Consider the following 20,185-nt stretch of genomic DNA (forward strand, 5'->3'; position numbering starts at 1 on the left):
GGTGCTTTTTTCATTCTGGCGCGACAATATGCTCGATACGACACGAACCCGAGAGCCCCATTGAATCGCCGCCCCATCATCGATCCCGAAGTATTGCCGGTCGAAGGCACCGGTGCCGGCCTGCCGGTCATCGATTCCCGCCTGATGACGCCGTCCGGCCTGCGCGAACGGTTCGCGCGCACGCTCGAATGGAGCGTCGAGCCCGGCGAGGCGAGGCTGCAGGAAGGCGTCGATCCACGTAGCGCGGCCGTCCTCGTGCCGCTCGTCGTCCGCGAGTCGGGCCTCACCGTACTGCTGACGCAGCGCGCCGATCACCTGAACGACCACGCCGGACAGATCAGCTTTCCCGGCGGTCGTCGCGAGCCGTTCGACCGCGACGCGACCGCCACCGCGTTGCGCGAGGCGAAGGAGGAGATCGGGCTCGCCGCCGAACGCGTCGAGATTCTCGGTGCGCTGCCCGACTACCTGACCGGCACGGGTTTCTGCGTGACGCCGGTGGTCAGCCTCGTGCATCCGCCGTTCACCGTGCAGGCCGATACGTTCGAAGTCGCCGAGATTTTCGAGGTGCCGCTCGCGTTCGTGATGAATCCCGCGAACCATCAGGTGCGCGTGTTCCGCTGGGAAGGCGGCGAGCGTCGTTTTTTTGCCATGCCCTACCCGAATGACAAACCGGACGGGCATTACTTCATCTGGGGCGCAACTGCCGCCATGTTTCGCAATCTGTATCGCTTCTTGGCTGCCGGCTAGGCGGGCGCGCCGGCCGGCGCGCGCGACCGGCTGCCCGCCGACCGCGCCGGCAGCCATGCGCGGCTGACGCTGTGCTATCGTTATGCAAAAAATGACATAACTCCGAAGACGGCGCCACGCATGACTTTCTTTTCGGTTCTCCTCGCTCTCATCATCGAACAGGTCCGCGCGTTGTCGCCGAGCAATCCGGTGTTCGCACTGTTCCAGTTTCATGCGGAAACCGTCGCACATGGCCTCGACGCCGGCAAGCAGAAGCACGGGCTTCTCGCCTGGCTCGCGGTCGTGCTGCCGTGGGTGCTGATCGTCGCGCTGATCTATTTCCTGCTGTACAAGGTGAGCTTCGTGCTCGCGTTCCTGTGGAACGTCGCCGTCGTATATTTCACGCTCGGCTTCCGCCAGTTCAGCCACTACTTCACCGATATCCATCTCGCGCTCAACAACGACGACGTGCCGCGCGCGCGCGAAATCCTGCACGAGTGGACGGGTATCGACACGGTCGACATGCCGGTCGGCGAAATCGTCCGTCATACGCTGATCCACGCGGTCGTCGCATCGCATCGTCACGTCTTCGGCGTGTTCTTCTGGTACGTGCTGCCGGTCGGCCCGGCCGGCGCCGTGCTGTACCGGATTTCCGAATACCTCGCGCGCAGCTGGTCGACGCCGGGCGACGACCGCACGGCTGCCTTCTCGACGTTCGCGCAGCGCGCGTTCTTCGTGATCGACTGGATTCCGTCCCGGCTGACGGCGCTCGGCTTCGCGATCGTCGGCAATTTCGAGGATGCGATCTACGCGTGGCGCAACCATACGCGCCAGTGGCCCGACCCGAACGACGGCGTGCTGCTGGCCGCCGGCAGCGGGGCGCTCGGCGCGCGTCTCGCCGGGCCGCTCGCGGAGCCGTCGAGCCTCGATGCGCTGGCGGTCGGCGACAGCGGTCCGTTGACGGTCGGTGACGATTGCACGCCGCGCACGCTGCAGTCGGCGGTGGGCCTCGTGTGGCGAGCAGTGATCCTGTGGATGATCCTGCTGTTGATGCTCACGCTGGCGGTCTGGGTATCGTGACGCGCCAGCCCGGCGCCCGATGAAACGAAAAGGCCGGCTTGTTGCCGGCCTTTTCGTTTCTGCGTCGACGCAGTGCGTTCAGTCGTCGCGCGGGTCGCGCACGGCGCCGCATTGCCAGCAGGCGGTGAATTGCGCTTCGAGCGCTTCGCCGCACTGCCGGCAGCGCCAGGGTGCCGCGCCGGCCGACGGGCCGTGCGACGCGGCATCGAGGAGCCGGCGCGCGAGCGCGTCGTCGCGTTCGTCTTCGAGCCACAGTTCGGGCGTGCACGCATCGGCGGGCAGGCCGCCGAGCGCGCCGGTCGCGTAGCAGTTGTGCAGCTCGCAACCGATACCGGCCACCCGGAGCACGTTGGCCCAATGCTGCGCGGTCGCGAGATCGGGTGCCTTGAAACGCATCGCCGCTCCTGTCGATGAAGGCCTGCCTGACGCCGGCCGGCCGTCGCATACGTCGCGCGATCAGCGGACGACCTGGCTCGCCTCGTGCACGAGCTGCGCGTACAGCGCGTGCCGGGACGGCGCGATGCGGCCGTCGGCGACGGCCTCGAGGATCGCGCAGCCCGGCTCGTGCAGATGATGACAATTATAGAAACGACAGTCCGCGAGCAGCGGCCGGAATTCCGGAAACGCGCGCTCGAGGCGGCCTTCGGTCAGGTGGTAGAGGCCGAATTCCTGGAAGCCCGGCGAATCGATCAGCGCACCGCCGCCTTCCAGCGGGTACAGCCGCGTGAACGTCGTCGTGTGGCGGCCGCTGTTGAGCGCGGCCGAAATCTCGCGGGTCGCGGCTTCGGCGTCGGGCACGAGCAGGTTCACGAGCGTCGACTTGCCCATCCCCGACTGGCCGAGCAGGATCGTCGAATGTCCGGCGAGGTGCGGCATCAGTTGCGCGCGCGCGTCGTCCGGCGCGCCTTTCACCGACAGCTCGAGCACCTCGTAGCCGAGCGCGCGGTACGGCGCGAGGCGTTCGCGCGCGACCGGCAGCGCGGCCTCCACGTCGATCTTGTTCAGCACGACGAGCGGCTTCAGCTCGTTCGCTTCGGCGGCGATCAGCGCACGGCCGAGCAGATCCTCGCTGAAATAGGGCTCGGTCGCGAGCACGATCAGCAACTGGTCGAGGTTCGCCGCGAACAGCTTCGATTTGAACTGGTCGGAGCGGTACAGCAGGTTGCGCCGTTCGCCGATCTCCACGATCACGCCCTGGTCGGCCGACGCGAGTTCGTACGCGACGCGGTCGCCGACCGCGATGTCGCTCTTCTTGCCGCGCGCGAAGCATTGCAGCATCGGGCCGCCCTCGTCGGGGGCGACGATGTAGTGGCGGCCGTGCGCCGCGATCACGCGGCCTTCGGCCCGTTGCGCGCCCGATGCGCGCGGGGCCGGCTTGCGGGAGGTCGGCCGGCTCATGCGTGCTGCAGCAGGCGGTCGATCCGCTGCGACGCAGGCGGATGCGAGTAGTAGAAGGCCGTGTAGACGGGGTCGGGCGTCAGCGTCGACGCGTTGTCTTCATAGAGTTTCACGAGCGCGCTGACGAGATCCTGCGCGTCGGTCTGGCTGGCCGCGAACGCGTCGGCCTCGAATTCGTGCTTGCGCGACGTGAGGCTGCTGAACGGCGTCGCGAAGAACAGGAATACCGGAATCGCGAGGAAGAACAGGACGAGCGCGGCGCCCGCGTTGCTGGTGTCGAGCGACGGCGCGACGCCGAGCCCCGTATAGAACCACGTGCGTTGGGCGAGCCAGCCGAGCAGCGCGAGCAGCACGAGGCTCAGCACGAACGACACGAGCATCCGCTTCATCACGTGGCGGCGCTTGAAGTGGCCGAGCTCGTGCGCGAGCACGGCTTCGATTTCCTGGCCGGACAGGCGCGCGAGCAGCGTGTCGAAGAACACGATCCGCTTGGACGCGCCGAAGCCCGTGAAGTACGCGTTGCCGTGCGCCGAGCGGCGGCTGCCGTCCATGACGAACAGGCCCTTCGCCGCGAAGCCGCAGCGCTTCATCAGCGACTCGATGCGCGAGCGCAGCGCGTCGTCCTTCAGCGGCTCGAACTTGTTGAAGAGCGGCGCGATGAAGGTCGGGTAGATCAGCAGCACGAGCATCTGGAACGCGACCCACACGATCCAGGTCCACAGCCACCACAGGCTGCCGGCCTGGTTCATCAGCCACAGCACGACGAACAGCAGCGGCAGGCCGAGCGCGGCGCCGAGCAGCGAATTCTTCAGCATGTCGGTGAAGAACAGCCGCTTCGTCATCCGGTTGAAGCCGAAACGCTGCTCGATCCCGAACTGGCGGTAATACTCGAACGGGACGTCGATCACGCCCGTGATCACGAGCACCGCGGCGACCAGCGCGACCTGCTGCCCGTAGCCGCGGCCGAGCCAGCCGGTCAGCAGCGTGTCGAGCGCACCGACGCCGCCGAGCAGCGTGAGGCCGACCAGCACGGCCGCGCTGACGACGATCTCGATCATCGTCAGCCGGGTGCGCTCGACCGTGTAGTCGGCCGCGCGCTGGTGGGCGGTCAGCGGGATGGTGGCGCTGAATTGCGCGGGCACGCCGTTGCGGTGCGCGGCGACGAAGCGGATCTGCCGCGACGCGAGCCACAGCTTGGTGACGACCATCGCGAGTACGGCGATCGCGAACAGCAGGGTGAACGAAAAGGGTGACATCGAAGGCGCCAAAGGGTTCTATGCGAGAATTATATGTTCTTGCGGACCGGCCCCGCTGATGCGATGCCGGCCGCCCGGGCAGCGCCGCATCGGCGCGCCCGGTCCGCCATTTTCCAGGATGAATCATGACCGACACCGCCGCTTCCGCCAGCCAGCCCGCGCTCGTGCGCAACGAGTTGAACCTCGTCTGGCTCGACATGGAGATGACGGGCCTCGACCCGGATAACGACCGCATCATCGAGATCGCGGTCGTCGTGACCAATTCCACGCTCGACGTTGCCGTCGAGGGCCCGGTGTTCGCGATTCACCAGAGCGACGAGACGCTCGCGAAGATGGACGACTGGAACAAGTCGACGCACGGCCGCTCGGGGCTGATCGAGCGCGTGCGCGCATCGACCGTGACCGAGGCGCAAGCCGCCGCGCAACTGCAGGCGTTCCTCGCGCAGTACGTGTCGCCGGGCAAGTCGCCGATGTGCGGCAACTCGATTTGCCAGGACCGCCGCTTCATGGCGCGCTGGATGCCGGAATTCGAGCGGTTCTTCCACTACCGCAATCTCGACGTCAGCACGCTCAAGGAGCTGTGCCGCCGCTGGCAGCCGGCCATCTACAAGGGTTTCCAGAAGCGGGCGATGCACACCGCGCTCGCCGACATCCACGAGTCGATCGACGAGCTGAAATACTATCGCGAGCATTTCCTGATTCCGGCCGCATCGGCGCCGGCAGGCGATTCCGTGCCGGCCGCCTGAGCGGACCGGCACGCGCGCGGCGCTCGACCCACGTTCAGCGCCGGGCGCTTTTCGGCCGGAACGCCGCCACCACCGCGGCGTCGGTCTCGATATACGGGCCGCCGATCAGGTCGATGCAGTAGGGCACCGCGGCGAAGATGCCGGGCACGGTCGACTTGCCGTCGGCATCGCGCAGCCCTTCCAGCGTTTCGCGGATCGACTTCGGCTGGCCGGGCAGGTTGATGATCAGCGCCGCATGGTCGGCCGTTTCGCGGATCACCGCGACCTGCCGCGACAGGATCGCGGTCGGCACGAAATTCAGGCTGATCTGCCGCATCTGTTCGCCGAATCCCGGCATTTCCTTCGTCGCCACGGCCAGCGTGGCTTCCGGCGTCACGTCGCGGCGTGCGGGACCGGTGCCGCCCGTCGTCAGCACGAGGTCGCAGCCGGCGACGTCGACCAGTTCGGCCAGCGTGGCCGAAATCGTCGGCGCGTCGTCCTGGATCAGGCGCGTTTCGGCGCGCCACGGCGAGACGAGTGCGCCGGCGAGCCATTCCTGCAGCGCCGGAATGCCCTTGTCCTCGTAGACGCCCGTACTCGCGCGGTCGCTGATCGACACGAGGCCGACCACGAGCTCGTCCGGATGATTACGCTTCGTCGTCATGGTCGTCTTCGGCGTCGTCGGCCGCTTCGTCATCGCCGCCGGGCGTGCCGCTCGCGGTCTTGATCCACTGGAACAGCTCGCGGAAATAGCGTGGCGGCTTGCCTTGCTGGGCTTCCTTGCGCGCGTTGCGGATCAGCGTGCGGCCTTCCTGGATGTCGGCGTCCGGGTGCTGGCGCAGGAATTCGGTCAGCGCGTCGTCGTTGGCGAGCAACTGGTCGCGCGTGCGCTCGATCCAGTGCAGGCGGGCCGTCGCGGCCTTGTTCACGCCGCGTTGCGCGTCGAGCGCGGTGCGCAGCGCGGCCGTTTCGTCGTCGGTCAGCGTGCGCATCACGCGGCCGACGTACTGGAGCTGGCGGCGCTTGCCTTCGTGATCGGTGATCCGGCGCGCCTCGCGCACGGCGTCCGAGAGACTTTCAGGCATCGGCATGCGCTTCAGTGCGTCTTTCGGCAGGTCGACGAGCGCCTGGCCGAGCACCTGCAACTCGTGCATCTCGCGCTTCAACTGGGATTTGCTGGGGCGATCGTAGCCGTTGTCGTCGGCTTCGACGGCATGCTCGATCGGCTGGATTCGGGTTTTGCGTGTCATGGGCCGCATTGTATCGCGGCGCGGATACCCCAAGCTTGTCTGTGCCCGGCCCCGGACCTTGCTATGATCGCGGGATACGCAACATTTTGACCATGCGGGCGCCCGCCCGCCACCGGATACCAAGACGATGGCAGCCAATCTCGACGTACAAGCGCGCTATTTCCCGCACACGCAGGACCAGCTCAAAGAAATCGCATCGGACATCCTTCGCCATGCGAAGGCGCTCGGCGCGACGGACGCCGCGACCGAAATCTCCGAGGGCGACGGCCTGTCGGTGTCGGTGCGCCGCGGCGAAGTCGAAACGATCGAGCACAACCGCGACAAGATGGTCGGCGTCACCGTGTTCATCGGCAAGAAGCGCGGCAACGCGAGCACGTCGGACTTCTCGCCGGCCGCGATCAAGGATACCGTCGCCGCCGCCTACAACATCGCACGCTTCACGGCCGAGGACGAAGCGGCCGGCCTCGCCGAAGCCGAACTGCTCGAAACCGACCCGCGCGACCTCGATCTGTACCACCCGTGGGCGCTGACGGCCGACGACGCCGTCGAGCTGGCCCGCCGCGCGGAAGACGCCGCGTTTGCGGTCAGCCCGCAAATTCGCAATTCGGAAGGCGCGAGCGTGTCGGCGCAGCACTCGCAGTTCGTGCTCGCGACGTCGCGCGGCTTCCTTGCCGGCTATCCGTACTCGCGCCACTACATCGCATGCGCGCCGATCGCGGGCAGCGGCCGCCACATGCAGCGCGACGACTGGTATTCGTCGAAGCGCAGCGCGATCGATCTCGCCGCGCCCGAAGCGGTGGGCCGTTACGCGGCCGAACGTGCGCTCGCGCGGATGGGCGCGCGCCGTCTCGACACGCGCAAGGTGCCCGTGCTGTTCGAGGCGCCGCTCGCGGCCGGCCTGCTCGGCGCATTCGTGCAGGCCGTGAGCGGCGGCGCGCTGTATCGCAAGACGTCGTTCCTCGTCGACAGCCTCGGCAAGCCGGTGTTCGCGCCGCACATCCAGGTCGTCGAGGATCCGCACGTGCCGCGCGCGATGGGCAGTGCGCCGTTCGACGAGGAGGGCGTGCGCACGCGTGCGCGCAGCGTCGTGAAGGACGGTGTCGTCGAAGGCTATTTCCTGTCGACCTATTCGGCACGCAAGCTCGGCACGCAAACCACCGGCAACGCGGGCGGCTCGCACAACCTCGCGCTGCGCAGCTCGAGCACGCGGGCAGACGACGACTTCGACGCGATGCTGAAGAAGCTCGGCACTGGCCTGCTGCTGACCGAGCTGATGGGGCAGGGCGTGAATTACGTGACGGGCGACTATTCGCGCGGCGCGGCCGGTTTCTGGGTGGAGAACGGCGTGATCCAGTATCCGGTCGAGGAAATCACCGTTGCCAGCACGCTGCAGGAGATGTTCCGCCATATCGTCGCGATCGGCGCGGATTCGATCGTGCGCGGGACGAAGGAAACCGGCTCGGTGCTGATCGAGCAGATGACGATCGCAGGGCAGTAAGCCGCACGCGGCGCAGGCCGCCAGGAAACGCAAAGCCCGACCGGCGCGAGCCGGTCGGGCTTTTTTCATCGTGCGGAAGAAGACGTCAGCCGCGCTTGCGTGTGTAGACGACGAACGCATAGCCGAACGTGTTCGGCGCGGCAGCCTGATGCGCATCGCGCGAAATCTCCTGCCAGTGCGCGGCGTCGGGCGCCGGGAACGCCGCGTCGCCGTCGAAGTCGGCGTCGATCTCGGTGACGACCAGCTTGTCGGCGAGCGTGAGACCTTCCGCGTAGAGTTGCGCACCGCCGATCAGGAATACCTCCGGCGCCCCGTCGCGCGCGGCGAGCGCCAGTGCGTCGGCGAGCGACGTGACCGTGTCGCAGCCGTCGAAACGGCGTGCGGCGTCGCGCGTGACGACGATATTGCGGCGGCCGGGCAGCGGCCGGCCGATCGATTCGTGGGTCTTGCGGCCCATCACGATCGGCGCGCCCATCGTCGTGCGCTTGAAGAACGCGAGATCCTCGGGAAGTTTCCAGGGCAACTGGTTGTCGCGGCCGATGATGCCGTTGCGGGCGCGCGCGACGATCAGGGTCAACGTCGTCATGAAGGTCGGGGAAGAGGGAAAACGGAATGGGGCCGATTTTACCGGAACGGCGGCGTGTGCCGGATTCCGCCCGCCCCACGGGCATCGGCGTTTCCGGCGTCGTGCGTCGCGACGCGTGATGCCCCGCGTCGCGACGGCCGTCCGAATAAAAAGCGTGCCCGCCGGGGGACGGAGCACAAAAACGTTTTATGTCGCGAGATCGGCGATACCGGTTCCGCTCGATGGCATCCCGCTCGACCGGCTCGTCAGTTCGATACGTCATCCTGATTGAATTGAAGCGGCGAATGATCAGGGATGCGTATTGCCTCGCACGTTGCCTTCCATCGCATGCCGGATGTCGCCGGGTTGCGGTGCCGGCAGCGGCATCGGCAACTGGGGCGGCGACGGGATCTCGTCCCACAGCGTCACGGAGGCTTTGGCGGCCGGCAGCGGTTGCGGCGCCGACACGGTCACGATACCGAACCCGTTGCCGTGCTGCGTGCCCGGCGTGTTTTCGGCGAGCAATATGGCGCGAGCCGCCTGCGTGCCTTCGTCCGCGCATGCCGGAGCAGGCGGGCCGGCCGCCGAGAGCACGAGCATCATCGGCACGAAAGAAAGTAAAAGAGGTTTTCGCATGGCGACTGTCTCCGATCGTGTACGTGTTCAGCGAAATACATGCCACCGTACCGGGACCGTTGCCGCCATTGCGATTCGCGCTCGAGCGTTGCGAATGGTGACCGAAAACGCTTGAAAATGTTTCAGGCCTGAAACGATGGGGCTCGGGAATACTGCTGATTCAATCGACACACTTCAAGGATGACAATCGGCGCGTGTGTCGATGACGAAACCCTTCCTGCGCGTGTGCTATGTGCAGATGATTGATCTGCATCGACCTCGTGGGCGATTCGGCCGTATCGCCATCGGCACTGAAACGGGTTTGTCGTATTCGGTGCCTATAACCAGGTTGTCTTGATCACAAAATTACTGGACGCGAGATAAGCGCCATCATGCGAGGCTGTGTGTCGTTGCCGCGCATCGGCATGGCGAATCGAGCCACCTCTGGCTGACCCGATTCGATCCTTTTGCACGCGATCTGACGTGTGCGCCAATCGTTAGACGGTTGATGAACGGGGTGAGCATATGGGAGCCGATCAGCGGCACGTGATCTACTATTCGCGCGAACCGAACGACGCGTTGCGCGGCCATTTCGATGAATGCGGCTGGCGCGTCGATTTGGCCGAGACGGTGCGCGATGTGCGGCGCGTCGTGCAGCACGGCGTGGCAACCGCCGGCCTGCTCGATTTCTCGCCGGGCTTCAAGCCGTCGGACCTGCGCGAACTCGAATCCTGCCTGAGCATCCAGCACATCGGCTGGATCGCGGCGACGCGGCGCGGCCAGTTGCAGGACGCGACGCTGCGCCATCTGATTCGCGACTATTGCTTCGACTACGTGACGATGCCGTACGAAACGACGCGGATCGTCGAGACCGTCGGCCATGCGCACGGCATGGTCGCACTGACCGATCCCGTTGCGCCGCCCGTCGGCGCCGGGCGCAGCGAAGGCGAGATGGTCGGCACCTGCGACGCGATGCTCGGGCTCTTCAAGACGATCCGCCGTGTCGCGGCGACCGACGCACCGGTGTTCATCTCCGGCGAGTCGGGCACGGGCAAGGAGTTGACGGCGGTCGCGATTCACGAGCGTTCGTCGCGCACGCAGGCGCCGTTCATCGCGATCAATTGCGGGGCGATACCGTCGACGCTGCTGCAGGCCGAACTGTTCGGCTACGAACGCGGCGCGTTCACCGGCGCGAACCAGCGCAAGATCGGCCGCGTCGAGGCCGCCAACGGCGGCACGCTGTTTCTCGACGAGATCGGCGATCTGCCGCTCGAAAGCCAGGCGAGCCTGTTGCGCTTCCTGCAGGAAGGCAAGATCGAGCGGCTCGGCGCGCACGTGTCGGTGCCGGTCGACGTACGCGTGATCTGCGCAACGCACGTGGACATGGAAGCGGCGCTGCGCGAAGGGCGCTTCCGCGAGGACCTGTTTCATCGGCTGTGCGTGCTGAAGATCGAGGAGCCGCCGCTGCGCGCGCGCGGCAAGGACATCGAGGTGCTCGCGCGCCACATGCTCGAGCGCTTCAAGGGCGATGCGCATCGTCGCCTGCGCGGCTTTTCCCCGGATGCGGTCGCGTCGCTGTACGGCTATTCGTGGCCGGGCAACGTGCGCGAGCTGATCAACCGCGTGCGCCGCGCGATCGTCATGTCGGAAGGCCGGATGATCACCGCGACCGATCTCGAACTGAACGACTATGCGGCGCTCGCGCCGGTGTCGCTGCTGGAGGCGCGCGAGGCGGCCGAACGGCAGGCGATCGAGCAGGCGCTGCTGCGCCATCGCGGCCGTTTTGCGGATGCCGCGCGCGAACTCGGCGTATCGCGCGTCACGCTCTACCGGCTGATGTGCGCGCACGGCATGCGCGATCGCAGCGACACGCTGGCAGGGTTTTCGGCGCCGTTGCCGGAGCTTCCGCGCCACGCTTGCTAAAATCGGCGGGTACGGTCGCCCCTCGCGGCCGAAGGAACCCGCATGAAACAGTATCTCGATCTCGTTCGTACCATTCTCGATACCGGCGCCTGGCAGGAGAACCGCACGGGGATCCGCACCATCAGCATGCCGGGCGCGATGCTGCGCTTCGACCTGCAGCAAGGCTTCCCGGCCGTGACGACCAAGAAGCTCGCGTTCAAGTCCGCGATCGGCGAGCTGGTCGGCTTTCTGCGCGCGTCGCGCAGCGCGGCCGATTTCCGCGCGCTCGGCTGCAAGGTGTGGGATGCGAACGCGAACGAGAACGCGCAATGGCTCGCGAACCCGTATCGCCAGGGCGTCGACGATCTCGGCGACGTGTACGGCGTGCAATGGCGCCAGTGGCCGGGCTACAAGGTGCTCGATGCGAGCGCCGACGCGCAGATCGCCGATGCGACGCGCCGCGGCTTCCGGATCGTCACGCGTTTCGACGAAGACGGCGCGCCGAAGGTGCTGCTGTACAAGGCGATCGACCAGCTGCGCCAGTGCCTGGACACGATCATGGAAAACCCGTCCGATCGCCGCATCCTGTTTCACGCGTGGAATCCGGCCGTGCTCGACCAGATCGCGCTGCCCGCGTGCCATCTGCTGTACCAGTTCCTGCCGAACGCGACGAAGCGCGAGATCTCGCTGTGCTTGTACATCCGCAGCAACGACGTCGGCCTCGGCACGCCGTTCAACCTGACGGAAGGGGCAGCGCTGCTGTCGCTCGTCGGCCGGCTGACGGGCTACACGCCGCGCTGGTTCACGTATTTCATCGGCGACGCCCACATCTACGAGAACCAGCTCGACATGCTGCAGCAGCAGCTCACGCGCGAGCCGTACGAAAGCCCGCGGCTCGAGATTGCCGAGCGCGTGCCCGAGTACGCGAAGACGGGCGTCTATGCGCCCGAATGGCTGGAACTGGTCGAGCCGTCCGATTTCTCGCTCGTCGGCTACCGCCACCACGAGCCGCTGACCGCGCCGATGGCGGTCTGATCGCGCGGCCGGGGCCGGCCGGTTTCATCGATCCGCACCTCGCAAAAAAGGCTCGACCGGTATTGGCCGGTCGAGCTTTTTTTGTTTCATCTTTGCTGCACTTACTGGCGATGCCGTTCCTCGTGGCCGCCCTGCGGCGGCGGGTTACTCGGATGCGGCGCCTCGACGTGCGGGGCTGGCTGAGGCCGTGGTTCCATCCGGGGAGCGGGCATCGACGGGCGCGGCTCCATGCGCGGCGCCGGCTGCGGTCGCGGCTCCATGCGGGGCGCCTGCGGCTGCGGACGCGGCATGTCGTGCACCGCGGGCGCCGGCGGACGGTACTCGTTCACACGCGGCGGCGCGACCTCGCGATGCGGCGCCGGTTGAGCGAAGTCCGGGCGCGGCTGCGGCGCGGGGGCTGCCCGTTCCGGTTGCAGCTGTCGGGCCGGCGCCTGGAAATCGGGGCGCGGACGCGGTTGCTGAATCTGCGCGGTATTGCCGATCGGCGGTTGCGGCAGCGCGCGCGGCGCTTCGTTGCGGCCGCCGGGCTGTACGCCTTGCGGTGCCGGCACGCCGTCCGGATGCGGCGCCGCGGCGCTGCGCACGGGTGGCAGCGCATTCCCTCCTGCCGCGTGCAGTGCGGTGGGCGAATCGGGGCGTTGACGCGCCATCGGCGTGTGCGGCTGCATCCATGCGGGCGACGGCGCGTTGGCCGCGTGCGCGTCGGCGGTCCCTGCCGGCACGTTGTTCGCGCCCGGCGGATGCGGGACGCCGTTGCCGGGCGCGAACGCCTGATGCGGCATCGGGTTGCCGGGTGCCGGCGGCGTGCCGCCGTTGGCCAAACGCGGTGCGTTCGGGTTTTCGCCGTTCGGCGGCCGCACGCCATTCGGCATGCCCGGCGTCGGCGCGCCCGGCCGCGCGGCCTGCTCGCCGGCCGGCTGGCCTTCGTGCGGCGCGCGAGTCGGCTGCACGACGGGGCCGTGCGGATTCACGAGCTGCACGTTGTGCATTGCCCATGCGCCGCTGCCCGGCGGCTTGCCCGGAACGCGGACCGGACGAGCCGTATAGTCGGCCGGCACGTTCGTCTTCACGACGGGCGCGCCCGCACCCGGTACGCGCCCGCCTTGCTGCGCGAGGTGGGCAGCGGCCTGGTCGCGATACGCGGGCGGCACGGCCGGATTGCGCGTCGCGACGTACGGGTGCTGCGCGATCGCCGCCGGTGGACGGTAGCTGGCATTGCGCAGGCCGCCGGTGAAGCTCTGGCGCACCGGCGCGATGCCGGGCGTGCCCGGCGTGACGTGCGCGTTGCGCCATTGCTGCGGATCGACGTGCTGCGAGAAGTGCGCGACCGGCTGTCCGTGCACGAACGCGGAGGCCGGCACGGCCGTGATCGCGTGCGGCGCACGGAAGTTCACGTACGTCTTGTTGATGTTGGTGATATTGGTGATGTTCGTCACGTTCACCGTCTTGTTCACGTTGACGTTGTTCACCACGATGTTGCGGTTGACGCGGTCGTAGTAGTGCGGGCTCCAGCCGCCCCAGCCCGGATGCCACGGTTCGCCCGGGCCAAGCGCGAACCATGCGCAGCCGGCCGCGGCGACGCCGCCCACCGTGAGCGCGACGCTCCAGTCGGAACCGCCGCCGCCCCCGCCGCCCACGAACGCGACGAGTGCCGGCGCATAGGCGGGCGGCTGGCTGACGACCATCGGGCCGGGCACCCATGCCCAGTTGTCGTCCACGTACGCCCACCGGCCGTAGTGATACGGCGCGAAGCCCCACGGCGCGTCGTCGACCCAGGTCCAGCCCCACGGCGCCTGCCAGATCCAGTGGCCGTCGTGATACGGCGCCCAATCGGCCGGCGTGTCGTTCGGCACCCATACCGCGCCGTAATTCGGGGTTTCGCGCCACGTGCCGTTCGCGTCGAGATCCTGGTAGCCGGGAATGTCGCGGGACACGTAGCGGGCCGACACCGAGCGCGCTTCGGCCGCGTCGCGGCTGGCGGCCCACTGGTCGAGCGCGTCGGGGCCCGGCGCGGCCGATTGCTGCGCGACCTGCAGGTCGGTGCCGGTGAACACCACCTGCTGCCCCGGCGACAGCGGATACTGCCCGTTGCTGCCGTAGACGGTCGCGCTCCCGCTACGTACCGTCACCGTCGTGCTCGCGCCGTTCGGCGCGACATCGACGCGATAGTCGCCGGGGCCGGCGATGCCGAGCGCGAGGTTCGGCGTGTCGATTTCGTACGATCCGCCGGCCGGCAAGTCGCGCACGTGCGTCGACACGGTGCCGAGCCCCACCTTCAATTGCGTCGTCGTGTCGTCGAGGTTCAGCACCGACAGACTCGTCGATTCGCCGAGCCGCACCGCGGTCGAACCGATGTGCAGTTCCGAGCGCGCGCCGGCATCGTTCCAGAGCTGATCGCCGGTCGTCAGCGGCCGGTTCACCGCCGCGTACGACCAGGTATCGGTGCCGGCCGGTTCGGTCGTCACGGCGCCCGACAGGTAGTTGAGCCGCGCGACGCGGCCGGGCGGATCGCCGCCCGATTGCCGTGCCGCGGCCATATTCGGCGGCGCATCGGCCGATTGCGCGAAGGCGGGCGGCAGCGCCGCCAGCGCGACGAACGCGAGCAGCGTGTAGCGGGCGGCGCGTTTGAGCGTGAACTGGGTGGCCATGGTGAGCGTCATCGTTGTGATCGCGGCGCGTCGATTCGTGCCGTCGAGTTCACAATATCCGCTTGGCCTGTTTCAAGGCACGGTGTTTTGTAAGTCGAATGGCACGCGATGTAACAAAACCTGTCCGTCGCGCGCCGTTGTCGTGCAGCTGCAATGCCGGCGTCAAGCGGACGTAAGCCACTCGTCGAAAACCTGCTGTCCGGGCACCGTGACGCGCAGCACGCGCGGTCGGGCAGCGCGTTCGATCCAGCCTTGCGCGCAGAAGCTTTCGAGCAGCGCCGCGCCCAGTGCGCCGCCGAGATGCGAGCGCCGTTCGCTCCAGTCGAGACAGCCGCACGCGAAGCGGCGCCGGCGCGTGCGTTGCTTCGCGACGTCGATGCCCCATTGCGCGAGCGCCTGCGTGCCGAGCTCGGTGGTCTCGATCGCATCGCCGTTCGCGACCAGCCAGCGGCGCGCGGTGAGGCCGTCGAAGATACGTACCGCGAGCTCGCCGGCCATGTGGTCGTAGCAGGTGCGTGCATAGCGCAGTTCGGCCGGCACCGTGCGCGACGGCGGCGGGACCGGGCGATGCGGCGCGGCCGCGCGTGCGACGTTCGCCAGCGCTTCGAGCGAGGCCGCGATGTCGGCCGACGCGATGCGGTAGTAGCGGTGTCGGCCGCGCACGTCGAGGGCGAGCAGGCCGCCTTCGGTCAGGCGCGAGAGGTGCGCGCTGGCCGCGGACGGCGACAGCCCCGCGATCATCGTCAGTTCGCCGGCCGGTCGCGCGCTGCCATCCATCAGCACCCATAGCATCGCGGCGCGGCCGGGATCGGCGATCAGCGCGCCGATGCGGCTCAGGCCCGGAAAATGGTGGTCGTCTTGATCGGTCATCGTCGTGTCTCTCGTCGAGCGGGATGAGGAGCAGTGTAGTCCGTGCGCGCATTCGATGTTTCGCTTCTCGATGAAATGTCGGATGCAGCGGCGGCGCTCCTGCGCGGACCGGACCGCAGGCCGTTGCAGGCCACGCGTAGAATGGCCGGACGCGGCGGCAGCGGGCCGCCGCATGGGATGCGACGCAACGATGAAGACGATTTTCTGTGTGTTGGCGGCCGCGCTCGTGTGTGCGGCCTGTGCGCAGGGCGGCGCGGGCGCGACCGGCGAGCGCGGCGGCAGTATCGAGATGTACGGGACGATCGACCAGGGCGTCACGGTGCGACGCTGACCGGCGTCGATCCGCTCGCGCGCCGGCGTGGCCGCCGGAGCCCCGCCACACGGGGCTTGCCGCGGCGCGTTGCCGCAGTGCACGTATAATGGCCCGATTACAGCGCCCCTGCCGCCTGGAGCCACAACAATGCCCCAACCGTCCCCCGTGCCGGCCGCCCTCGACCGCACCGAAACCGTATTCCGCTTCCTTGCCGAGCCTTCGTCCGTGAACTTCGGCGGCAAGGTACATGGCGGCGCGCTGATGAAGTGGATCGACGAGGTCGCGTATGCGTGCGCGGCCGTCTGGTCGAGCCGCTATTGCGTGACGGTCAGCGTCGGCAACATCCGTTTCCAGCGTCCGATCCTGGTGGGCAATCTGGTCGAGCTGAAGGCGCGTGTCGTCGCGACGGGCCGTACCAGCATGCACATCCATGTGTCGGTGCACGCCGGCGATCCCAAGGGCGGCGTGCTGCGCCAGACGACCGATTGCCTCGTCGTGTTCGTCGCGGTCGACGAGAACGGCAACCCGGTGCCGGTGCCGCCGTTCGTGCCCGAAACCGACGAGCAGCGGGTGCTGGCGAAATACGCGGCCGACGTGCGGGCCGCGCTCGACAAGATCGTCGAGATGAAGCCGGAAGAAGTCGCGAAGGGCGCCGTCTGAGTGCCGCGGGCGCCGCGCTCCCGCGCCGCGCCCGTCGTCCTGCCGTTACCGCGTCCCGATCATCTGCTCGGGGCGCACCCACGCATCGAATTCCGCCTCCGTCAGGTAGCCGAGCGCGAGCGCGGCCGCCTTCAGCGTCGTGCCTTCCTTGTGCGCCTTCTTCGCGATCTGCGCGGACTTGTCGTAGCCGATGTGCGGATTGAGCGCCGTCACGAGCATCAGCGATTCGTTCAGCAACAGGTCGATCCGCGAGCGGTTCGGCTCGATGCCCACCGCACAGTGATCGTTGAAGCTCTGCGCGCCGTCGGCGAGGAGGCGCACCGACTGCAGCACGTTGTGCGCGATCATCGGCCGGAATACGTTCAACTCGAAATTGCCGCTCGCGCCGCCGACGTTGACCGCGACGTCGTTGCCGAACACCTGGCAGCAGAGCATCGTCACGGCTTCCGACTGCGTCGGGTTCACCTTGCCCGGCATGATCGAACTGCCCGGCTCGTTTTCCGGAATCGACAGCTCGCCGAGCCCGCAGCGCGGCCCGCTCGCGAGCCAGCGCACGTCGTTCGCGATCTTCATCAGGCTTGCCGCGACCGTCTTCAGCGCGCCGTGCGCGAAGACCAGTGCGTCGGCGGCGGCCATCACCTCGAACTTGCTCGGCGCCGTCACGAACGGCAGCTTCGCGAGCCGGCCGATCTCGTCGGCCACGCGCACCGCGAACTCCGGATGCGCGTTCAGCCCCGTGCCGACCGCGGTGCCGCCGAGCGCGAGTTCGTACAGGTGCGGCAGCGTCGATTCGACGTGACGGATGCCCTGGTCGAGCTGCGCGACGTAGCCGGAGAACTCCTGGCCGAGCGTGAGCGGCGTGGCGTCCTGCAGGTGCGTGCGGCCGATCTTCACGATGTCGGCGAATGCCTTCGACTTCGCGTCGAGCGTCGCGCGCAGCGTGCGCAACGCCGGCAGCAGGTGATTGACGATCGCATACGCGGCCGCGACGTGCATCGCGGTCGGGAACACGTCGTTCGACGACTGGCCGCGGTTCACGTCGTCGTTCGGATGAACCTTGCGCGCTTCGCCGCGCTCGCCGCCCAGCAGTTCGCTCGCGCGGTTCGCGATCACCTCGTTGAGGTTCATGTTGGTCTGCGTGCCGGAGCCCGTCTGCCACACCGCGAGCGGGAATTCGCGCGGATGCTTGCCGGCGATGATCTCGTCGGCGGCTTCGATGATCGCGTGCGCCTTGTCGTCGGCGAGCACGCCGAGCGACTGGTTGACGGCCGCCGCGGCGCGCTTGACGATCGCCAGCGCGTGGATCAGCTCGGGCGACTGTTTCTCGGTCGAGATCCGGAAATTCTGCAGCGAGCGCTCGGTCTGCGCGCCCCAGAGCCGGTCGGCCGGCACGGCGATCTCGCCGAACGTGTCGCGTTCCATCCGAACTGCTTCATTCATGATGCACTCCTCCTGAAAAGGGGAAAGGCCGCGCGTCGTCGCGCGGCGTCAGACGTAATCAGACGTATCGTGGGGCAGCCGCGCCGCTTGCGCGGCGTCTCGATGGGTTCGACCGACAAGCATAGCGCCGGCCGCGATTTTGCGTCGTGTCGCGCCTAGCGCACGTTCCCCTGTTTGGAGAAATTCGTTCTGGGGCCGGCGCAAGCCCGTTATCAGCGTGAACAGGCCTTAGCGCGCCGTCGCGATGAGCGAGGTGGTCTTGCGGTGAAAGCGCCATGCCATCAGCGCGGCGACACTCGCGAGCCCGGCCGCGAGCCCCCACCACAGGCCGCGCGCGCCCAGGCCCGCGTGGAACGCGAACCAGTAGCCGGTCGGGAAACCGATGCCCCAGTAGCCGAAGGTCGCGGCGAGCATCGGGATGCGCGTGTCCTTCAGGCCGCGCAGCGCACCCGACGCGACGGTCTGCATGCCGTCGACGATCTGGAACACCGCGGCGATGCCGAGCAGCGACGCGGCGAGCGACACCGTGGCTGCGTTGGCCGGGTCGTCGAGGTGCAGGTACAGGCCGACGATCGTATGCGGCGCGACGATCATCACGAGGCCCGACAGCGACATGAAGCCGACGCCGAGCGCGAGCGCGACGAAGCCCGCGTGCCGCGCGGCGAGGGGCGAGCCCGCGCCGATCCAGTAGCCGACGCGAACATTGGCCGCCTGGCCGATCGCGAGCGGCACCATGAACGACACCGACGCGACGTTCAGCGCGATCTGGTGTGCGGCGAGCGACGTCGCGCCCAGCACGCCGACCGTGAGGCCGGTGCCGAGGAACAGCGTCGATTCGACCCCGTACGTGATTGCGACCGGCCAGCCGATGCCGATCAACTCGCCCATCACCGGCAGCTTCGGGCGCGCCGCGGTCACGAAATGGCGGAAGCGCTGCCGGCCGTGCAGCAGCCAGATCAGCGCGAGCGCGGTGAGCCAGATCGTGATCGTCGTCGCGACGGCCGAACCGAGAAAGCCGAGGCGCGGCAGCCCGAATGCGCCGTGGATCAGCCCGTAGTTCAGGACGCCGTTGACGCCGACACCGCCGATCGACACCCACAAGAGCCGGCGCGCCGCGCCGATCGCCGGCAGGAACGCGCGCATCAGTCCGACGCCGATCAGGCTGCCGAGCGCCGCGAAGCGCAGGATGCCCGTGTATTCGCCGACGTGATGCGCGAGCAGCGGCGGCTCGTGGAACATCAGCAGGATCGGTTCGGCGAGCGACAGCGCGACGATCGCCGGAATCGCGAGCAGCACGGACAGCGCGAAGCCCGTCCAGTAGATGTGCGGCACGCGATCCTCGGCCTGGGCGCCGCGCGCATGCGCGACGCTCACGCTGACCGACGACAGCACGCCTTGCAGGATCGTCACGATGACGAAGAAGTAGTTCGCGCCGAGCCCGCCCGCCGCGAGCGAATCGGGGCCGAGCGAACCGAGCAGCACCGTGTCGGTGACGCTCATCGCCATCTGGGAAAGTTGCGCGATCGCGAGCGGCGCGGCGAGGCGCGCGGTATCGGCGGCATGACTGGACAGGGACGGCGGCGCGGCGGCCGTCCTCGTAAGACCGGAATGCGACATGGAATGGGCGCTCGCGCGGGTGCGGGCCCGCGCTATATGTATTTATTTTGAGAGACGGTTAGCTTACGGCTTTATTCGTACCGTGTCGAACGCGTGCGCCGATGGCCATGTCGCGGGCAGGGGGAACCCCGCGGGCGCTAGGCCTCGCGTACCGCGATGCGCGTGTCGCCGAGCAGCACGACCTGGCCCGCGCGGATCTTGCAGGTCTTGCGAAGCTCGATCGCGCCGTCGACTTTCACGGCGCCGGACGCGACGATCAGCTTCGCGGTGCCGCCGCTGTCCGCGAGGCCGGTGATCTTGAGAAGGTTGTGCAGCTCGACGTATTCGCCGGTCAGCGTGAAATCCAGATTGGGCATGACGAGGAAGGTGCGCAACGCGCGGGAGGAAACGCTCCGCATCATACGGCACCGCGCGCCTGCACGCGAGCGCGGGCGGCCGGCGGCGGATGTAAAGGACTGTGAGCGATTCGTCAGCAAATGAAACGGTGGGTAACAGTCTGAGAGATTCGCGAACCGGCCGTGCGGGCCGCCGGTCTTCTGTCGTACCTGCTGCGTGTTGCGGCGGGGACGCGACGGACCGCATCGCTG

The 20,185-nt window shown here is 68.0% G+C and carries 20 protein-coding genes; 8 read left to right on the top strand and 12 right to left on the bottom strand.

Annotation, left to right across the window (positions count from 1 at the left end; all coding sequences use genetic code 11):
- Window positions 1–60 precede the first annotated feature (60 nt).
- Both CFB46_RS09185 and CFB46_RS09190 read left to right on the top strand, forming a co-directional pair.
- On the top strand, window positions 61–747 hold the full coding sequence (locus CFB46_RS09185; protein ID WP_027783886.1) for a CoA pyrophosphatase: 687 nt from the start codon (window positions 61–63) through the stop codon (window positions 745–747).
- 120 nt (window positions 748–867) lie between these two features.
- Window positions 868–1,806 (top strand): CobD/CbiB family protein, encoded by a 939-nt coding sequence (locus CFB46_RS09190; protein ID WP_027783887.1) that lies wholly within the window; start codon window positions 868–870, stop codon window positions 1,804–1,806.
- Window positions 1,807–1,884: 78 nt separating this feature from the next.
- Here the strand turns inward: CFB46_RS09190 and CFB46_RS09195 are convergent, their stop codons facing one another.
- The 3 genes from CFB46_RS09195 to CFB46_RS09205 are packed head-to-tail and all read right to left on the bottom strand — an operon-like array spanning window position 1,885 to window position 4,460.
- On the bottom strand, window positions 1,885–2,202 hold the full coding sequence (locus CFB46_RS09195) for a hypothetical protein (protein WP_089499810.1): 318 nt from the start codon (window positions 2,200–2,202) through the stop codon (window positions 1,885–1,887).
- A gap of 60 nt (window positions 2,203–2,262) precedes the next feature.
- On the bottom strand, window positions 2,263–3,204 hold the full coding sequence (rsgA, locus tag CFB46_RS09200) for a ribosome small subunit-dependent GTPase A (protein WP_089499811.1): 942 nt from the start codon (window positions 3,202–3,204) through the stop codon (window positions 2,263–2,265).
- Complete coding sequence (locus tag CFB46_RS09205; protein WP_089499812.1) at window positions 3,201–4,460, bottom strand: M48 family metallopeptidase; 1,260 nt, start codon at window positions 4,458–4,460, stop codon at window positions 3,201–3,203. The genes rsgA and CFB46_RS09205 overlap by 4 nt, the downstream gene beginning before the upstream one ends.
- Window positions 4,461–4,585: 125 nt before the next feature.
- On the opposite strand from CFB46_RS09205, the gene orn reads away from it, so the two are divergent.
- Window positions 4,586–5,206: an oligoribonuclease gene (gene orn / locus CFB46_RS09210; protein ID WP_027783891.1), complete on the top strand. Its 621-nt coding sequence runs from the start codon at window positions 4,586–4,588 to the stop codon at window positions 5,204–5,206.
- 34 nt (window positions 5,207–5,240) lie between these two features.
- On the opposite strand, the gene mog is transcribed toward orn, so the two are convergent.
- Both mog and yjgA read right to left on the bottom strand, forming a co-directional pair.
- Window positions 5,241–5,849, bottom strand: coding sequence for a molybdopterin adenylyltransferase (gene mog / locus CFB46_RS09215; RefSeq protein WP_080681382.1), 609 nt, complete (start codon window positions 5,847–5,849; stop codon window positions 5,241–5,243).
- Window positions 5,833–6,435, bottom strand: coding sequence for a ribosome biogenesis factor YjgA (gene yjgA, locus CFB46_RS09220; protein WP_279610177.1), 603 nt, complete (start codon window positions 6,433–6,435; stop codon window positions 5,833–5,835). Before yjgA ends, mog begins: the two co-directional genes overlap by 17 nt.
- A 127-nt stretch (window positions 6,436–6,562) precedes the next feature.
- On the opposite strand from yjgA, the gene pmbA reads away from it, so the two are divergent.
- Window positions 6,563–7,933 (top strand): metalloprotease PmbA, encoded by a 1,371-nt coding sequence (gene pmbA / locus CFB46_RS09225; RefSeq protein ID WP_089499813.1) that lies wholly within the window; start codon window positions 6,563–6,565, stop codon window positions 7,931–7,933.
- A gap of 85 nt (window positions 7,934–8,018) precedes the next feature.
- Here pmbA and CFB46_RS09230 read toward each other — a convergent pair whose 3' ends face one another.
- On the bottom strand, window positions 8,019–8,519 hold the full coding sequence (locus CFB46_RS09230; RefSeq protein ID WP_089499814.1) for a dihydrofolate reductase: 501 nt from the start codon (window positions 8,517–8,519) through the stop codon (window positions 8,019–8,021).
- 288 nt (window positions 8,520–8,807) lie between these two features.
- On the bottom strand, window positions 8,808–9,134 hold the full coding sequence (locus tag CFB46_RS09235; RefSeq protein ID WP_027783896.1) for a hypothetical protein: 327 nt from the start codon (window positions 9,132–9,134) through the stop codon (window positions 8,808–8,810).
- Between the two features lie 504 nt (window positions 9,135–9,638).
- Here CFB46_RS09235 and CFB46_RS09245 point away from each other — a divergent pair.
- Window positions 9,639–11,036, top strand: coding sequence for a sigma-54 dependent transcriptional regulator (locus tag CFB46_RS09245; RefSeq protein WP_089499815.1), 1,398 nt, complete (start codon window positions 9,639–9,641; stop codon window positions 11,034–11,036).
- Between the two features lie 42 nt (window positions 11,037–11,078).
- Window positions 11,079–12,050: a thymidylate synthase gene (locus CFB46_RS09250; protein ID WP_027783898.1), complete on the top strand. Its 972-nt coding sequence runs from the start codon at window positions 11,079–11,081 to the stop codon at window positions 12,048–12,050.
- 101 nt (window positions 12,051–12,151) lie between these two features.
- Here CFB46_RS09250 and CFB46_RS09255 read toward each other — a convergent pair whose 3' ends face one another.
- Together CFB46_RS09255 and CFB46_RS09260 are read right to left on the bottom strand one after the other, a co-directional pair.
- The gene (locus CFB46_RS09255) at window positions 12,152–14,710 is read right to left on the bottom strand and encodes a DUF6600 domain-containing protein (protein WP_227789621.1); all 2,559 of its coding nucleotides are present in this window, start codon (window positions 14,708–14,710) and stop codon (window positions 12,152–12,154) included.
- Between the two features lie 150 nt (window positions 14,711–14,860).
- Window positions 14,861–15,568 (bottom strand): ArsR/SmtB family transcription factor, encoded by a 708-nt coding sequence (locus CFB46_RS09260; RefSeq protein ID WP_089499816.1) that lies wholly within the window; start codon window positions 15,566–15,568, stop codon window positions 14,861–14,863.
- Window positions 15,569–15,758: 190 nt separating this feature from the next.
- Here CFB46_RS09260 and CFB46_RS35850 point away from each other — a divergent pair, with 190 nt between their 5' ends.
- Complete coding sequence (locus CFB46_RS35850) at window positions 15,759–15,899, top strand: hypothetical protein (protein WP_175888556.1); 141 nt, start codon at window positions 15,759–15,761, stop codon at window positions 15,897–15,899.
- Between the two features lie 129 nt (window positions 15,900–16,028).
- Window positions 16,029–16,541, top strand: coding sequence for an acyl-CoA thioesterase (locus tag CFB46_RS09265; protein ID WP_027783901.1), 513 nt, complete (start codon window positions 16,029–16,031; stop codon window positions 16,539–16,541).
- 45 nt (window positions 16,542–16,586) lie between these two features.
- On the opposite strand, the gene fumC is transcribed toward CFB46_RS09265, so the two are convergent.
- The 3 genes from fumC to CFB46_RS09280 form a co-directional block, all read right to left on the bottom strand.
- Window positions 16,587–17,981, bottom strand: a complete 1,395-nt coding sequence (gene fumC, locus CFB46_RS09270; protein ID WP_089499817.1) for a class II fumarate hydratase — start codon at window positions 17,979–17,981, stop codon at window positions 16,587–16,589.
- Between the two features lie 228 nt (window positions 17,982–18,209).
- Window positions 18,210–19,598 carry a multidrug efflux MATE transporter NorM gene (gene norM, locus CFB46_RS09275; RefSeq protein ID WP_027783903.1) on the bottom strand — a complete coding sequence of 463 codons (1,389 nt, stop codon included), beginning with the start codon at window positions 19,596–19,598 and terminating at the stop codon, window positions 18,210–18,212.
- A 137-nt stretch (window positions 19,599–19,735) separates the two neighbouring features.
- Window positions 19,736–19,954 carry an RNA-binding S4 domain-containing protein gene (locus CFB46_RS09280; protein WP_027783904.1) on the bottom strand — a complete coding sequence of 73 codons (219 nt, stop codon included), beginning with the start codon at window positions 19,952–19,954 and terminating at the stop codon, window positions 19,736–19,738.
- Window positions 19,955–20,185: the final 231 nt, after the last annotated feature.

Source organism: Burkholderia sp. HI2761 (assembly GCF_002223355.1).
Taxonomy (GTDB): Bacteria; Pseudomonadota; Gammaproteobacteria; order Burkholderiales; family Burkholderiaceae; genus Burkholderia.

Excerpts from the sequence above, each read along its gene's own strand:
- CFB46_RS09190 (WP_027783887.1), top strand. The coding sequence starts at position 868 with ATGACTTTCTTTTCGGTTCTCCTCGCTCTCATCATCGAACAGGTCCGC.
- CFB46_RS09195 (WP_089499810.1), bottom strand. The coding sequence starts at position 2,202 with ATGCGTTTCAAGGCACCCGATCTCGCGACCGCGCAGCATTGGGCCAAC.
- rsgA (WP_089499811.1), bottom strand. The coding sequence starts at position 3,204 with ATGAGCCGGCCGACCTCCCGCAAGCCGGCCCCGCGCGCATCGGGCGCG.
- CFB46_RS09205 (WP_089499812.1), bottom strand. The coding sequence starts at position 4,460 with ATGTCACCCTTTTCGTTCACCCTGCTGTTCGCGATCGCCGTACTCGCG.
- orn (WP_027783891.1), top strand. The coding sequence starts at position 4,586 with ATGACCGACACCGCCGCTTCCGCCAGCCAGCCCGCGCTCGTGCGCAAC.
- mog (WP_080681382.1), bottom strand. The coding sequence starts at position 5,849 with ATGACGACGAAGCGTAATCATCCGGACGAGCTCGTGGTCGGCCTCGTG.
- yjgA (WP_279610177.1), bottom strand. The coding sequence starts at position 6,435 with ATGACACGCAAAACCCGAATCCAGCCGATCGAGCATGCCGTCGAAGCC.
- pmbA (WP_089499813.1), top strand. The coding sequence starts at position 6,563 with ATGGCAGCCAATCTCGACGTACAAGCGCGCTATTTCCCGCACACGCAG.
- CFB46_RS09230 (WP_089499814.1), bottom strand. The coding sequence starts at position 8,519 with ATGACGACGTTGACCCTGATCGTCGCGCGCGCCCGCAACGGCATCATC.
- CFB46_RS09235 (WP_027783896.1), bottom strand. The coding sequence starts at position 9,134 with ATGCGAAAACCTCTTTTACTTTCTTTCGTGCCGATGATGCTCGTGCTC.
- CFB46_RS09245 (WP_089499815.1), top strand. The coding sequence starts at position 9,639 with ATGGGAGCCGATCAGCGGCACGTGATCTACTATTCGCGCGAACCGAAC.
- CFB46_RS09250 (WP_027783898.1), top strand. The coding sequence starts at position 11,079 with ATGAAACAGTATCTCGATCTCGTTCGTACCATTCTCGATACCGGCGCC.
- CFB46_RS09255 (WP_227789621.1), bottom strand. The coding sequence starts at position 14,710 with ATGACGCTCACCATGGCCACCCAGTTCACGCTCAAACGCGCCGCCCGC.
- CFB46_RS09260 (WP_089499816.1), bottom strand. The coding sequence starts at position 15,568 with ATGACCGATCAAGACGACCACCATTTTCCGGGCCTGAGCCGCATCGGC.
- CFB46_RS35850 (WP_175888556.1), top strand. The coding sequence starts at position 15,759 with ATGAAGACGATTTTCTGTGTGTTGGCGGCCGCGCTCGTGTGTGCGGCC.
- CFB46_RS09265 (WP_027783901.1), top strand. The coding sequence starts at position 16,029 with ATGCCCCAACCGTCCCCCGTGCCGGCCGCCCTCGACCGCACCGAAACC.
- fumC (WP_089499817.1), bottom strand. The coding sequence starts at position 17,981 with ATGAATGAAGCAGTTCGGATGGAACGCGACACGTTCGGCGAGATCGCC.
- norM (WP_027783903.1), bottom strand. The coding sequence starts at position 19,598 with ATGTCGCATTCCGGTCTTACGAGGACGGCCGCCGCGCCGCCGTCCCTG.
- CFB46_RS09280 (WP_027783904.1), bottom strand. The coding sequence starts at position 19,954 with ATGCCCAATCTGGATTTCACGCTGACCGGCGAATACGTCGAGCTGCAC.